Below are 14375 nucleotides of genomic sequence, written 5' to 3'. Positions count from 1 at the left end.
TCTCAATGTCGTGTGCCGAGATAGGCCGCCAGCACGTCCGGGTTCGTGCGGACTTCATCGGGCCTGCCGTCGGCGATCTTTTTTCCGTAGTCGAGCACCACCACGTGATCGGACAGACCCATCACCACGCCAATGTCGTGCTCGATCAGCACGACCGTGACGCCCAGCTGCTCGTTGGCATCGAGCACGTACCCGGCCATCGCGTGCTTCTCCTCGGGATTCATGCCGGCCATGGGCTCGTCGAGCAGCAGCAGGCGCGGTTCGGCGGCCAGCGCGCGTGCCAGCTCGACCCGCTTCTGCAACCCGTAGGACAAGGTGCCCACCACGCTGCCACGCCACGGCTGCAGATCCAGCGCTTCGATCACGCACTGCGCTCGCTCGCGCTGTTCGGCCTCATCCCGTGCGGCACGGCCAACGTGCAGTGTCTGTTCGAGCCATGTACTGCGGCGATGCAGGTTGCGTCCGGCCAGCACGTTGTCGAACACGCTCATGCGCCTGAACAGCGCCAGATTCTGGAACGTGCGCGCGATGCCGCGATGCGCGGCGTCGTGCGCGTCCATGCGCCGGTAAGCATGGCCGTCGAAGCGCAGCGTGCCGTGCTGCGGACGATAGACGCCGTTGATCACGTTCAGCAGCGAACTCTTGCCCGCGCCGTTCGGGCCGATCAACGCGCAGATCTCGCCTGCCGCGACTTCGAAACTGATATCGGTAATGGCCCTGACGCCCCCGAACGACACGGAAATGCCGTCGAGCGCGAGCAGGGCCGTCGAGGCTTGCGTCATGCTGATTCACCCCTTGGGGTGCCGTTTCCCAATTGTGTTCTTCGGTTTCATGCGGCCGGGTCTGCTCGCGCGCCCGGCCCCGCCCCGCTGCCGCTTGCGTCAGGCGGCCTGTTTTTCGCGCTGCGCTTCGAGCTCGCGCACGAGCGGCAGCACCTTCTGGCCGAAATATTCGACTTCTTCGATGAAATGCAGGAAGCCGGTCAGCACCAGGTCGACCCCGATCGACTTGAGTTCGACGATGCGTTCGGCAATCTGCTGCGGCGTGCCGATCAGGTTCGTGCGGAAGCCGTCGTTGTACTGGACGAGATCCTCGAAGGTCGATTTGGCCCAGTTGCCCTCGCCTTCCGGCGACGCCTTGCCGGCCTCCTTGACCGCATCACCGAACGCGTGCACGGCCTCGACGTGCGCGTGCCTGATGATGTCGTCGAGCACGGCCTTCGCTTCTTCTTCGGTATCGCGCGCGATCACGAAGGCGTTCACGCCGATACGGACCTCGTGATTGTTCTGTGCCGCCTTCGCACGGATGTCGTCGATCTGCGCCTTGAGATTCTCGGGCGTGTTGCCGTTCGTGAAGTACCAGTCCGACACGCTCGCCGCGTTGTCGCGCGCCGCGCGCGAGCTGCCGCCCTGGAAAATCTCGGGATGGGGCTTCTGCACCGGCTTCGGACTCAACGTGTAGTTGTTGAACCGATAGAAGTCACCCTTGAACGTAAAGTTGTCCTCGGTCCAGATCCCCTTGAGCGCGCGGATAAACTCGTTCGAGCGGCGGTAACGCTCGTCGTGTTCGAGCCACGGCTCGCCGATCGCAGTGAACTCGCCCTTGAACCAGCCGCTTACGACGTTGATCGCGATGCGGCCGTTCGAGATGTGATCCATCGTGGCAATCTGCTTGGCGACCACAGCCGGGTGCCACGGCCCGGGCAGGATCGCCGCGAGCACCTTGAGCTTCGTGGTCGACTGCAGCAGCGCCTGGCTGAACGAGACCGACTCGTGCTGATACTCCGCGCCGTAGCCAGCCGTGAAGCGGATCTGGCTCAGTGCGTATTCAAAGCCCGCGCGCTCGGCGGTCTGCGCAAGACGCTGGTTATAGTCGAGGCTCCAGTCGGTGCGCTGCTCGATCGTGCTGACGACAAGGCCGCCGCTCACGTTGGGCACCCAGTAGGCGAACTTGACGGCGTCGTCGGTATGGGAAATCTGGCTCATTGAAGATTCCTTGAATGACTTTGAATTCAGACGGCAAGCGCCGCGGTGACGTTTTCCGCGCGCGCAACGAGTTGCGGAACCGCGCGCTCGACAGCGAGTGCGATACGCGAGCGCAACGCCTCGCTCGCGATCTCGTAGCGATCGAAGTCGCTTTCGGAGGCGTAGACGCCGATAGGCAGCGTATGGGCCTGGAAGAAGCTGAAGAGCGGACGCAGCTGGTGATCGATCACGAGCGCATGACGCTCGCTGCCGCCCGTGGCGGCCAGCAGCACCGGAACGTCGATCAGCGCCTCGTGATGCACGAGATCGAACAGATGCTTGAAGAGGCCGGTATACGAGGCGCGATACACCGGACTCGCCGCGATCACGAGGTCGGCTGTCTCGATCGCGCGGATGTGTTCTTCGACATCCACGGGCACCTGCGCACGCGTGAGCGCACCGGAGAGTCGCCCGGCAATCTCGCCGAGATCGATCATGCGGATTTCAACAGGCAGCGCGGCTTCCAGCGCGGACAGCAGCGACTGCACCAGCGCCAGCGTGCGCGACGGCTGCTGCAAGCTGCCCGACACTGCCACGATCTTGTGTTTCTTGCTCATGAGGATTCCTTCGTGAATCGGGACGTGCCTGATCGGTCCCGTCATGAGCTAAAGGCAAGGACTGTGCCAAATCTTGAGAACTGGCCGCTCACGGCAGAACGGCTGACATAGCAGCAGTTTGTGTGGTCGAGCAGCCTTCACGCAGGGGAAATGCACCTGATAAGCACATCCCGGCGACACTCGGATCGATTTGCCGACAGGCGATGAAGCACCGGCAACAACCCTGCTTCTTCGCTGCTCCCCACGCAGCAGTGCCGGTTCGTCACATGAATGAAAGCATCCAGGACGCATGGCCTCGCGTCTCGATGCTGCTAGCGCAGCAGCTTGATTAGGTTATGAGAAATCCTTGCTTCTCTCGATGGCCAAAACCTTGAACACTGTGCTGATCCTGCAGCACGCACGCGCGTGCAGTGCTGCTTCACCCGATCACACTGCAATGGCATCCATTTCCCTATCGTTGCCGCTGGCCGACGCGCCGGAGGACATCCGGCCCATCCCGCAGGACGAATCGCCATTGAGCGTCGCCCGGCGTCTTGCTGAACGCTTTGCGCGGACCGCAGCGGAGCGCGACGCGCGCGGCGGCACACCGAAGGCGGAACGTGATGCGCTACGCGGGAGCGGCCTGCTCGCACTGAGTATCCCTGCGGTACACGGCGGCCTCGGCGCGGACTGGCGCACGACGCTCAACGTCGTGCGCGTGCTTGCGTGCGCCGACAGTTCACTCGCACACGTGTTCGGATTCCATCACCTGATGCTGGCCACGGCCCGCCTGTTCGGCTCGTGGGAGCAATGGCAGGCGCTGTTCGAACAGACCTCGCGGCACCGGTGGTTCTGGGGCAATGCGCTCAATCCGCTCGACGAACGCACACTTGCGCATCCGCGCGGCGCGTGGCTCGAATTCAGCGGGCAGAAGAGCTTCTGCTCGGGCGCGCTCGACTCGGAAATGCTCATCGTCTCCGCTCGCCACGCCGACACGCGCGCGTTTCTCGTGGCCGCGGTGCCAACCCAGCGAAGCGGCATCGCGATCGCCGATGACTGGAACAATTTCGGCCAACGTCAGACCGACAGCGGTTCGGTGACGTTCGAACGGGTCCGTGTCGAGCATCACGAGATCCTTTCGGACCCAGGACCGCTTTCGTCGCCGTTTGCGTGCCTGAGGCCACTCATTGCGCAACTGATCCTGACGAACATCTATCTCGGCATTGGCGAGGCCGCATTCGAGGATGCCCGTCACTACACGCTGAACGAGGCGCGGCCCTGGCCCGCCTCGAAAGTCGCGAGCACCGGCGAGGACCCGTACATCCTGAGCCAGTATGGCGAGTTCTGGCTCGGGCTGGAAGCCGCTCGCGCGCTCGCGGACAAGGCCGCCGCCGGGTTCGACCGTGCATGGTCGCGCGACACCCGTCTCACGGCGACCGAACGCGGCGAGGTGGCGCTGGCGATCGCCAGCGCGAAGGTCGCCGCCGCGCAAACAGGTCTCGACATCTGTACGCGCATGTTCGATGTCGCCGGCGCCCGCGCGACCCACGGAGAACTCCGGCTCGATCGCCACTGGCGCAACCTGCGCACCCATACGCTGCACGATCCGCTCGCCTACAAGATCCGCGAGATCGGCGAATGGGCGCTCAACCGAACCTATCCCACGCCGAGCTTCTACTCATGAACCACCCGCTCCCCTACGCACGGTCTGACGATGCCGAGGCCAAAGGCGATGTCGCCGTCCTGACGTTGCCGCACAGGCATTCGCTGACCACCTCGATCCGCGCACGCGCGCAGGTCTTCGTCGATCCCCGCTCGATCGAACTGCTTGAGCGGATCCAGCTGGTCGCGCCCAGCGACGCAAATATCCTGATCATCGGCGAGACCGGCACGGGCAAGGAACTGATCGCGCGCCACGTCCACAGCCTGAGCGGGCGGCGCGACAAGCCGTTTGTCGCGGTCAACTGCGGCGCGTTTTCTGAAACGCTGGTCGAAAGCGAGCTGTTCGGGCACGAGAAAGGCGCCTTCACCGGCGCGTTCAACGCCAAGCCGGGCTGGTTCGAGGCGGCCAACGGCGGCACGCTCTTCCTCGACGAGATCGGCGACCTGCCGCTGTCGATGCAGGTCAAGCTGCTGCGCGTGCTGCAGGAGCGCGAGGTCGTGCGGCTTGGTTCCCGGCACGGTATTCCGATCGACGTGCGCGTGGTGGCGGCGACGAACGTCCACCTGCAGCACGCGGTGGCGGCCGGGCATTTCCGCAGCGACCTGTTCTACCGGCTCAACGTCGTGCAGCTCGCCATTCCGACGCTGCGCGAGCGCACCGGCGACATCCTTCCGCTCGCCCGCTACTTCATCGAGGACTACCGAGGCCGGCTCGGTTACGGGCCAGGCACGATCTCGCCGCGCGCCGAGCAGAAGCTGCTCGCGTACAGCTGGCCGGGCAACATTCGCGAGCTGGAGAATGTGATCCATCACGCCCTGCTCGTGAGCCGCCACGACACCCTGCAGGATAGCGACCTGCATCTTTTCTCGTCCGGCATCACGGCCGTGGCTTGCACACCCGCGCCGAGCGGCCCTCACCACGCGCTCGAATCCGCGCTGCTCGAACTGTTCAACGGTGAGCACGAGAATCTCTTCGAGCAGATCGAAGACATGGTGATGCGCACGGCGTTCGAGTACAGCCACCGCAACCAGATTCAGGCGGCGAGACTCCTCGGCATCAGCCGCAACGTACTGCGTGCACGGCTGATCCGCACGAAGGAAATCGCGGCCCTCAAATAGCGGTGCCGTGCGCTTGACGGCACCGCACTTGCGCACTCAAGCCGCCTTCTGCTCCGGCGCGGGACCGGCGCCGATCGCCCAGACATACGGCGGCTCGGTCCCGTTGATTTCACGGTCGCCCACGATACGCTCCTTGAAGACGATCGGGTTGTGCGAGGCCGCCGTGCGCGCGTTGCGCCAGTGGCGATCAAGTCGCTTCTGCTCGCTCGTGCCCGATGCGCCGAGCGCATTGAACAGCAGCGTGGTCGCGCGCAGCACGAGATCGGCAATCGCGCTCTGGCCGCGCGCGGAATCGAGTTCGGCATCGACATTCGCCTCGTGCTCGGCCTGCGCGTCGCCGCCGAAGCGCGCCTCGTACGCGCGTTGCGAAGCCTGCGCCGCCCGCACGGCTGTGGCCTCGGCCGCGAACACGAGCGACGAGACCTGGCCCACGACCTGCTGCACCTGCGGATCCTGCGCGAACGAAGGCGCATTGCCATGACTAAAGATGCGCCGGCGCGAACGCACCTCCTGAGCGATGTCGCGCCGCGCGGCGCGGCCCGTGCCCGCGAGCACGGCCAGGAGCACCAGCTGGTAGAACGCGGTCTGGTATTTGAAGCGCGTCGAAAAGTCAATGATGTCGATCTCGTCCACCTCGGCGGCGACAAACGTGGTGGTGCCGCTGCCCGTCGTGCGCTGGCCAAAGCCGTCCCAGTCGTCGTGATGCGTCACGCCGGGCTGCCTTGCCCGCACGGCCGCGATCACGTCTTCTCCCGTGTCGTCGCGGCGCGCAAACACGTCAATCCAGTCGGCGAAGATGCTGCCCGTGCTGTAGTACTTCTCTCCGTTGACGACCCAGCGCGCGCCATCACGTGACACGCGCGTGATCACGTCGCCGATCGCCACGCTGCCGACTTCGGTCCAGGCGTTTCCCACCAGTTCGCCGTCGACAAATCGCCTGAACCAGACGTCGCGCGCCGGGCCGGGCTCGGCGTTGAGCCGGTCCTCGACGAATGCGAAGTGGCCGCGCAGTGCCTGCGGCAGATTCGAGTCCGCCTCGGCCAGTTCGATCAATAGCTGAATCAGTTGCGGCAGCGAAGCCCCCGCCCCACCATGCTCAAGCGGCACGCGAACCGCGCCGAAGCCTGCAGCCTTGAGCCATTCGATCTGCTCATAAGGCAGGCTGCGATCTCGCTCACGCTCGAGCACGCCCTCTGCGATGCGGGCGAAGATGGGTCGAAAACGTGAAGCGAGACGCTCGTAATCCGTACCGGGAGAAAGAACGGGAGCAACTGCCACCGTGCTGGCGAGATTCAATGCGGTCATAGGGGCTCCGGGTATCGGCTTGATGAGTGGCCCGTGATCGGGCCTCGTTCTTTACCGATTAAGCAGAAGCCATGCCAATCGCTAGTCGGGGAGCAGGTGTGCGCGCAACGGGAGAACCGTGCGCAGGTTGCTGGCTGAGCAACAGCATGCTGCTGATTCCCTGCTGGATTTTCAGCGATTCAAGACGTAGAGCGCATTGATTCTGCGAGCGTCTATGAGGCCTCGCTTCGACAATCACGCCACGTAAGTTCAGCGCAAACCTCGAACCTGGCTCGGCGTGACACTGTCGGCAAATCGATTACCGAAATGGGTTCTCGTGTAGTTGACGACAGCGGCAACCTGATCGTCACTCATCACGTCGCCAAACGACGGCATCGCCTTTCTGCCGTTGAGTACGCTGACGATGACGTAGGCTGCTGCGCCGAGTGACGGGTTGTCAGCGAGCGCCGGATAGTGACCCGCGCCCTGTGCCCCTTTCCCGTCCGGCATATGGCATCCCGCGCAGCTGGCGTTGTAAAGCGCTTCGCCGCCTGTTTCGGTGAAGTGATAACCCGGCGAGATCGTGAAAGTGCGTGGCTCGTCCTGTGCCATGACCTGAGCCGACACTTTCGCACCGCCGATCAGCAAAGCGCTCAGCATCACGCTGAGAATCAGCGTCGGCCTATCCATTCACGATTCTCCGATGCAACCGGGTGATCGCATCCAGTGACGACAGCACGGCACCTTCCTGCCACGCCGGGATATGCGAAGCGTGCTCTCCGGCCAGGACGACCCGTCCGTCAATCTGGCAGAGATTCGCGTAATGCGCCTTTCTCAACGCCTCCGTCCATGCGGCGAAGCAGCCATTCGTGAACGGTGACCGGCTCCAGCTCATCGCGAAGCCGCTCTGGTATTCGCGTGCGTACTGCGGATGAATCTGGCTGCCCTGATCCAATGCCACCGCGATCCGTTCTGCCGGGGGCAGCGCACCCATCTCGTAGCTTGCGGGCCCCCACATGTAGGCGCCGAGCAGCACCGCAGGGCCGCTTGACCCGTAACCCGTCGCCGGATAGCCGATCGTCGAGATCGGCAGGTCGGTATACGTGATGCCACCGTAGATCTGTTCGTCTTCTTCCCAGAATCGCCGTCCGAACTGCAAGCCGATTTTCACCGATGTCTCATAGGGCACCGCATCGATTGCGGCGCGCATTGCCGGGCCGACCGCAATGTCAATCTGACTCAGAATCGAGAGCGGGATGGTGCATACCACCCAATCGGCGTGAGCGGTCCGTTCGGTCCGGGTAGTGGTATCGGTATAGCGTACTGTGACACCTTGCTCATCCTGCAGGATGGCCGTGACTCTGGCGTTGAGCACGACGGCGCTCGCCACCTGCTCATGTAGCGCATGGGCAATCCTGTCCATGCCGCCGACGGGCTGGAAAATGGCGCTCTGGAAGTCCTGCTCGTTTCCGGTCGAGAGCCATTGCCACAAACGCGATGCCAGCAATGCATCGCGCGGGAGCAGATCCGACGGCATGGCACGGGGTGCCAGCCCACCGCCGGGCGCGGTCGCGAAACCACGGCGTTCACTGCTTCGCCGGCCCACCTGATAGCGACCATCCCGATCGAGCGCCCCCCATTGGCGCAGGGATTCGAGTAGCAGATGCGCATCTTCGGCTGACAGCGCGTCGTCGAGTGCGTCTTTGCGAACTGCCTTGGAAAGTAATTCAGCGATATAGCCTTGATAGTCGGTCTGCACTGCCCGGAATCGTTGCGGCTTGCCACCAAAAGCCTCCGTCGAATGCAGGTACGCGTTGTAATTCACCTGGATGAACGGCTCGAGCGGGACCTTCAGGCGTCTTGCATAGTCGAGTACGCCCTGGTGGTGATACGGAATGCGCCATGGCCCCGGGTTCAGATAAAGGCCGTCAGCGAACGTACAGTCCTGGGTGGCACCGCCGAGTTCTGTATAGCGATCACCGCCCCTCACAGTCCAGGCCCGCCCACCCGCGCGGTTGTTGTACTCGAGCACCTGCACCTGGTAGCCCGCGTTGCGCAATTCGAAGGCCGCGACGAGGCCAGCCATGCCCGCGCCCAGCACGAGAATTCGGGTGCCTTTGGGTGCACCGTCAAGTCTGACCGGCCCTGCATAAGTCGAAGCAGTGGCGAACCCGAGCGTACCCATGCCCTGCATCATGGCGGCCGCGCCGAGGTTCCTGCCGATCAGTGTCAGCAGGTGCCGGCGGCTCATCGCATGTGTGGTCATTCTCGACATAAGGACATGGTGCCCAGACTGGAGAGAAACGATGGCGGACGAAAACAGATGACATCCCGGACGGCATTGGCACGCGCCTGCTTCCGCTGAAATCGGGCTTGAGACGACTTGAAACTATGAACCGTTTCTCGTCGGCACGGTGAGCGGGCGGCCTGACTGGTCGCGCCCTACAATCATTTCATGTCCGCCGGATCCACCTGACCTGGTTCGAAAGCACACTCGCAAACGCTGCCGCCGGAGCGCCGTGCACGCCAGAACCCGGGAACTACCCCGTGCACCCGGTCCGCATTCACTGTGCGTCAAGGGGCGCTCATGAACAATCCATCTTCTGGTCCTGCAACCCGGCAACCAGACAGTATTTCAGCCTGGAGCCTGATCAGACCGTACTGGGTTTCGGAGGAGCGCAGAGCCGCGTGGGGCTTGCTGATCACGATCATCGCCATGGACCTGCTTCTGGTCGGCATCAACGCCCGACTGAACACGTGGAATCGCGACTTCTACAACGCTCTGGAAGACAGAAATGTGCACGAATTCCCGCAGTTGATGCTGGTTTTCAGCGCGCTCACTTTCGCGTTTGTCGCGATTTCCGTCTACAACCGCTATCTGCGCCAGATGCTTGGCTTCCGGTGGCGCCAGTGGCTGACCACGCGCTATCTGCAGGAATGGCTGGGCGGCAAAACCTTCTACCGCATCGAGCGCGACCGCCTCACCGACAATCCTGATCAACGGATCGCGGTCGACCTCGAGTCATTCGCCACCACCACGCTTACGCTCACACTCGATCTGCTCTCGACGCTCGAGACACTCGTCTGGTTCTCGACCGTCCTGTGGAGTACGGGGGGCGCGCTGGCAGTCATGATGGGGGGCACGCCCGTTCGGATTCCTGGCTACATGCTCTGGGCAGCCATCGTCTATGCGATTGCCGGCTCACTTCTGACAAACAAGGTCGCGCATCCGCTTGTGTCAATCAACTACCAGATGCAGCGCGTCGAGGCGGATTTCCGCTTCGGCCTGATCCGTGTACGCGAAAACGCCGAGCAGATTGCTTTCTACGACGGGATGAAGGCCGAGGAGTTGGCCGCCCAGGACCTGTTCGGCCGGATCCGTGACAACTGGTGGCGCGTGATGAAGTACACGCGGCGCTACAGCTTCGTGTTCAACTTCTACGGTCAGATCGCCGACATCTTTCCGATCGTCGTGGCATCGCCCCGTTATTTCGCAGGTATGTTCAGTTTCGGCACACTGATGCAAATCTCCGACGCATTCGGTACGGTTAGCGAATCGCTTTCGTGGTTCATCAACAACTACGACACGCTCGCCCAATGGCGCGCAACGGTCAACCGTCTGTGCGAGTTCAGGCGCGTCATGCAGCTACCTCATCTGAAAGAATCCGTGTCGCCCGCAACCGAGCATAGTGGCATCAACCTGCACTACGTTGACGAGAGCAAGCTCACCACGCACAAGCTCACGCTTGCCCTGCCCAACGGCGAGACGCTCGCGAGTGTGCGTGACATCGCTGTCAAGCCCGGTTCGCGCTGGCTCGTGCATGGGCCGTCCGGCTCGGGCAAAAGCACCTTTCTGCGCGCGCTAGCCGGTCTCTGGCCATTCGGAAACGGCTCGATCGACGCACCTGTGAACGCGCGCATGATGTTCGTCCCTCAGCAGAGCTACCTGCCGGCTGGCACCTTGAAGACTGTGCTTACCTACCCCGCAGCAAGCGCCAGCTTCAGCGACGAAGCATGCCGCGAGGCGCTGCGTCTGTGTCGGCTTGAGGGCTATGTCGAGCGGCTGCATGAGTCCAACTCCTGGTGGCGCATCCTTTCTCCTGGCGAACAGCAGTGGCTAGCGGCCGCACGCGTGCTGATTCAGAAGCCTGACTACGTGTTCCTCGATGAAGCGACGAGTGCGCTCGACAGTGAGAACGAAGCGCATTTGTATTACCTGCTCACCGAACGACTGCCGAACCGGACGATTGTCAGTGTCACGCATCGCCAGTCGCTCGGGAGATTTCACCAGGAGATTCTGGAGATCGCGCGTGCGCGCGAGCACGCAGTGGCATACACACGGCCGCCGTTGACCTGACCGTTTGACCGCAGAGGGGTGCCACAAACACTGTTGGTGGACCGCTCGTGGTCGAGCACACGCCTATATTATTCTGGACTACGATGTATATCTTCCGTGCGTGACGGCCCTCCACCAGATCGGAAAGATCTGGCATCGTTCGTCGGCGAGCCTCCTTGCGAACAGTTCATCCCCGATGCAGTATCCGCCGATGGCAAGGCCCATACGGCATTTTCGGACTGGAGCCGGCGCCGGGGACAGGCGTAAATACCAGACACCCACGACGCTCGCTTCACTGCGGGGCGTCAAGACGCCGCAATACGATGACGGCTGCGCCAGCCGTGAGTTAAGGGTGCGAATACCCACCTGCCTGAAGACGGGGTTTTGCGCCTGGCCCGTGTTGGAGGGTGAAATTCGGCATGACCGTTAGTCGCGTTTCAGGGGACGGACAGCTGCTGCGGGTGGCGACGGATGGCCGTTTGACAGTTGGCCGGTAATGTTGAAAGCGCGTCCGGTGACGAGCGCCAGCGCGCGCCTGGACGTCGATGGCGCACGCTGCGACCGCGCGGTCCGGAGCAGGAGCGCGCAAAAAGCTCCAGGGATCGATTTCTCAGAGATTTTTTTGGTCTATGCGATGGCTACGCAGTCACACATCCACTCACCGTCGACACCAAACCCAATAGTCGACCTAGACCAAGTCAGCGCGCTAGTCGACCGGGCCGACCGGGATAGCTATTTCGCACGACGCCGACCCCGTTGCCGGAAGCGGGTACGGCGCTCACCGCGAACCTCGCTTGATTTTGAGCGCTCTCGTGCGAAAGGCTTCGCGTCCGACGAACTTGAGGTTTTCGCCTGCCGCTTTCTCCCTGCGACGGTACATTCGCCATTAACGAAGGCACAATTGCGGGAAAAAGTGCGCCATTGGCGATCGCATAATTCGCCAAAGTCCCCGCCGCGTAAGGCTTTTCGTCCGACGGGGCTGGGAGGTTTTCGCCCGTCGCTTTCCCCTGGCGACGGCACATTTGCCATTAACGAAGGCACAATAGACAGCGAGTCTTGGCGAAGCGCAGCGGAATGGCAGGCGCCGCCATGTCGTAGGCACAATCGTTGAACACGCGCGCGTTGCTCGTCAGGTTTGTTACGAATTGGACGTCACTTACTTCGGAGCAAGCAGTTGGACGTTTGTGCTACTGAACGCCGAACAAACGTGCGACAGACCTTTCGGTGCCCTCACGTCTCCTATTTACTGGCTCGCGACACGCTGATTCGTCCAAAAACAAATTGTCCGAGGTACCAGCCAAGTTCCCCACTTCCGAGGATGTCTCCTTCGGTGACATCACCGGGCTCAAGCTTCATGCGGCGGAGCATCAGCTTGCCCTCCCGGGAGTTCACCCAGCCACGTATGAAGTCCCGTTTGCTCCTCTCGTCGGCGGCCATATAGTGTTCGCGACCGATTCTCGCCTCCTCGTTCATGCGTGCGCGCGATTCCTCCTCTCTTGAGGCAATGCTGTGCGCAACCGAGGCATGAAGCTCCGCCGCTTCAGTGCTCTGCTGGGCTTCGTTGCTCAACAGTTTCGCCTGTACTTCGACCATCGTTCGCTCGGCCTCCGACATCTTCCAGTTGTCGCGTAGTGCCTTCATCAGATAACCAGACGGACTCTTCTTGACCTGTCCGCGGTGAAGCCGGAAACGCGTGTACTCGATTGCTTGCTGGATGCGTTCATCCGTCCACGTATCGCGGTTCTCTGAGATCTCGCTGAAGTGCCGCGATGACAGGTTGAACTCGTCCTTGAGCACCTTGTAGACATGGCTCGCGTCAGCAAGGCTCGCCATCACTGCGTCGGCCGTGTCTTTTCGCTTGAGCACGAAGCGCAGACGATCGATTTTCTTCGAAGAGGTGGACTCGGTCCTCGTTTCATACGAGAGCTCGATGTCGGACACTTCGTTGATCTCCTTGACCGCAGGTTCGAGCCAGTCACGCTTGAAGTATTTGAAAATCGCCGCGTTCGCGCCGATTTTCCCAGGCCATGTCCGCATCACCTCAAGCGGAATCCATTCGGTGCGCCCGGCCGGAACGCTTGGCAGTACCTTGTCGTAGATCGCTCTGGCCAGACTTCTCGTGAAGGCAGTCGATATCCGTAAGCTCAGCCAATGTGATTTTCGTGGGTCGCGAATATGTGGCACTAAGGTCGGGTGAACGTCGAACCGAATGCGCCCACGATGAAAGGCCACTAGCCCGATGAGTTGGACCTGGACCCACAAGTCATCTTCATGCGGGTCGCGGTCTGAGGGCGTATTCGTCAAGCGAATCTTGGCATTCTGGGCTTCGTCGGCGATAGTCCGGAGGTGCTTGAGATTGCGGCTGTCATAGCGCATCAGCCACTTGAAGTAGTTCAGTTCGACGTCATACTGGTCCTGCGTCTGAGACTCCTGGGCGACGATGAAGTACGCCGCGTCCAAGAAGCGCCGCGCCGGCAACCCCATGTTCACGATTTCGGTGAAGAAGTTGTTGCGTTGATATCCGATCTCGCGGCTCGACTCGTTCACTGGCAAACCGAGATCGAACATGTCCTCGAACAACGCCAAGGCCATTTGCCGAGGTGTCGTTTTCGTTCTGCCCTCTTCCGGATTGTCCGATGCCATTGCGTGAGTTGCCCGATTGGATTCACGCGACTTTATCACTCATGGGTGAGGTGTCAACACAACGAACCTCACCATCACGGAGGGCTGTCAAGCACGCCTGCGGGCTTCTAGCGAATTGAGCACAAGGAACCTCACCGTGCGCACAACGAACCTCACCATACCGATCCCGCGATTGTCGATGCGGGCCGTACACCGCGGCCCCCCGAGCTGTTTCGTTCAGATTGCACAAAGGACCTCACCATTGTGGATAAGTGCGATCCTTGCTCATCGAACCTCACCATTGTGCGGGTGCAATCTCACCTTTTCGGGTCAAAAGCCTCACTTTCATGCACATCTGACCTCACCTTCAGCACAATCAGCCTCACCTTTATGGGCCTAACTAGCTGATTATTATGGATACATGAGTCTCCTGTTAGTTTGTGTGTTCGGTTTTTGTTTACAAAAACAACATACAAACACGTACCCCAAAAGAGCGATAGCTTGCGCAGTGCAGCAGATCGAGCGGCTGGTAATCGAATCTCCAAGGCTGTTTCCGTACTTTTGCAGTTCTGGCGTGAGGGAGACTTGCCGATTCAAGGTGAGGTCCATTGTGCACACCGCTAATTGTGACGTCCCGAGGATTCAAATGCGGATGCTTCGGGCCGCCCGAGGGGGGTGAAGGTGAGGTTGATTGTGCTTTTGGCGTACGGATACCGAGTTGTTCGCCATTTTGTGGTTTGTTTTGGGCGCGTCACGCAGGGGAAGGTGAGCCTATTTGTGCTCGATTTGTCG

At 61.6% G+C, this 14375-nt stretch carries 10 protein-coding genes; 3 read left to right on the top strand and 7 right to left on the bottom strand.

The features are described from left to right. Positions 1-2 precede the first annotated feature (2 nt). The 3 genes from A3CW_RS0137630 to msuE form a co-directional block, all read right to left on the bottom strand. Complete coding sequence (locus tag A3CW_RS0137630; RefSeq protein ID WP_028208142.1) at positions 3-782, bottom strand: ABC transporter ATP-binding protein; 780 nt, start codon at positions 780-782, stop codon at positions 3-5. 99 nt (positions 783-881) lie between these two features. Then, positions 882-1985: a dimethylsulfone monooxygenase SfnG gene (gene sfnG, locus A3CW_RS0137625; protein WP_028208141.1), complete on the bottom strand. Its 1104-nt coding sequence runs from the start codon at positions 1983-1985 to the stop codon at positions 882-884. A 26-nt stretch (positions 1986-2011) separates the two neighbouring features. Next, positions 2012-2581 (bottom strand): FMN reductase, encoded by a 570-nt coding sequence (gene msuE / locus A3CW_RS0137620; RefSeq protein ID WP_028208140.1) that lies wholly within the window; start codon positions 2579-2581, stop codon positions 2012-2014. A gap of 436 nt (positions 2582-3017) precedes the next feature. On the opposite strand from msuE, the gene A3CW_RS0137615 reads away from it, so the two are divergent. After that, positions 3018-4244 carry an acyl-CoA dehydrogenase family protein gene (locus A3CW_RS0137615; protein ID WP_028208139.1) on the top strand — a complete coding sequence of 409 codons (1227 nt, stop codon included), beginning with the start codon at positions 3018-3020 and terminating at the stop codon, positions 4242-4244. Further along, positions 4241-5341, top strand: a complete 1101-nt coding sequence (locus tag A3CW_RS0137610) for a sigma-54 interaction domain-containing protein (protein WP_051481978.1) — start codon at positions 4241-4243, stop codon at positions 5339-5341. The genes A3CW_RS0137615 and A3CW_RS0137610 overlap by 4 nt, the downstream gene beginning before the upstream one ends. Positions 5342-5377: 36 nt before the next feature. Here A3CW_RS0137610 and A3CW_RS0137605 read toward each other — a convergent pair whose 3' ends face one another. From A3CW_RS0137605 to A3CW_RS0137595, 3 genes are all read right to left on the bottom strand, one after another. Further along, positions 5378-6646 (bottom strand): acyl-CoA dehydrogenase family protein, encoded by a 1269-nt coding sequence (locus tag A3CW_RS0137605; protein WP_051481977.1) that lies wholly within the window; start codon positions 6644-6646, stop codon positions 5378-5380. 249 nt (positions 6647-6895) lie between these two features. Continuing rightward, positions 6896-7315 carry a c-type cytochrome gene (locus A3CW_RS0137600; protein WP_028208136.1) on the bottom strand — a complete coding sequence of 140 codons (420 nt, stop codon included), beginning with the start codon at positions 7313-7315 and terminating at the stop codon, positions 6896-6898. Beyond that, positions 7308-8891 carry a flavin monoamine oxidase family protein gene (locus A3CW_RS0137595; RefSeq protein WP_154678162.1) on the bottom strand — a complete coding sequence of 528 codons (1584 nt, stop codon included), beginning with the start codon at positions 8889-8891 and terminating at the stop codon, positions 7308-7310. The genes A3CW_RS0137600 and A3CW_RS0137595 overlap by 8 nt, the downstream gene beginning before the upstream one ends. A gap of 321 nt (positions 8892-9212) precedes the next feature. Between A3CW_RS0137595 and A3CW_RS0137590 the strand changes: the two genes are divergently transcribed. Beyond that, positions 9213-10982, top strand: coding sequence for an ABC transporter ATP-binding protein/permease (locus A3CW_RS0137590; RefSeq protein WP_028208134.1), 1770 nt, complete (start codon positions 9213-9215; stop codon positions 10980-10982). A 1218-nt stretch (positions 10983-12200) separates the two neighbouring features. Here A3CW_RS0137590 and A3CW_RS0137585 read toward each other — a convergent pair. Continuing rightward, positions 12201-13604 carry a replication initiation protein gene (locus A3CW_RS0137585; protein WP_028208133.1) on the bottom strand — a complete coding sequence of 468 codons (1404 nt, stop codon included), beginning with the start codon at positions 13602-13604 and terminating at the stop codon, positions 12201-12203. Positions 13605-14375 lie beyond the last annotated feature (771 nt).

Origin of the sequence: Paraburkholderia nodosa DSM 21604, from assembly GCF_000519185.1 — a bacterium.
In the GTDB taxonomy this organism is placed as follows: Bacteria; Pseudomonadota; Gammaproteobacteria; order Burkholderiales; family Burkholderiaceae; genus Paraburkholderia; species Paraburkholderia nodosa.
The sequence above is the reverse complement of the archived record's forward strand: the minus strand, read 5'-3'. Positions and strand labels throughout refer to the sequence as shown.

What these genes read in the sequence shown, in the direction of transcription:
- A3CW_RS0137630 (WP_028208142.1), bottom strand. Translation starts at nt 782, where the DNA reads ATGACGCAAGCCTCGACGGCCCTGCTCGCGCTCGACGGCATTTCCGTG.
- A3CW_RS0137600 (WP_028208136.1), bottom strand. Translation starts at nt 7,315, where the DNA reads ATGGATAGGCCGACGCTGATTCTCAGCGTGATGCTGAGCGCTTTGCTG.
- A3CW_RS0137615 (WP_028208139.1), top strand. Translation starts at nt 3,018, where the DNA reads ATGGCATCCATTTCCCTATCGTTGCCGCTGGCCGACGCGCCGGAGGAC.
- A3CW_RS0137585 (WP_028208133.1), bottom strand. Translation starts at nt 13,604, where the DNA reads ATGGCATCGGACAATCCGGAAGAGGGCAGAACGAAAACGACACCTCGG.
- A3CW_RS0137595 (WP_154678162.1), bottom strand. Translation starts at nt 8,891, where the DNA reads ATGACCACACATGCGATGAGCCGCCGGCACCTGCTGACACTGATCGGC.
- A3CW_RS0137590 (WP_028208134.1), top strand. Translation starts at nt 9,213, where the DNA reads ATGAACAATCCATCTTCTGGTCCTGCAACCCGGCAACCAGACAGTATT.
- A3CW_RS0137610 (WP_051481978.1), top strand. Translation starts at nt 4,241, where the DNA reads ATGAACCACCCGCTCCCCTACGCACGGTCTGACGATGCCGAGGCCAAA.
- sfnG (WP_028208141.1), bottom strand. Translation starts at nt 1,985, where the DNA reads ATGAGCCAGATTTCCCATACCGACGACGCCGTCAAGTTCGCCTACTGG.
- A3CW_RS0137605 (WP_051481977.1), bottom strand. Translation starts at nt 6,646, where the DNA reads ATGACCGCATTGAATCTCGCCAGCACGGTGGCAGTTGCTCCCGTTCTT.
- msuE (WP_028208140.1), bottom strand. Translation starts at nt 2,581, where the DNA reads ATGAGCAAGAAACACAAGATCGTGGCAGTGTCGGGCAGCTTGCAGCAG.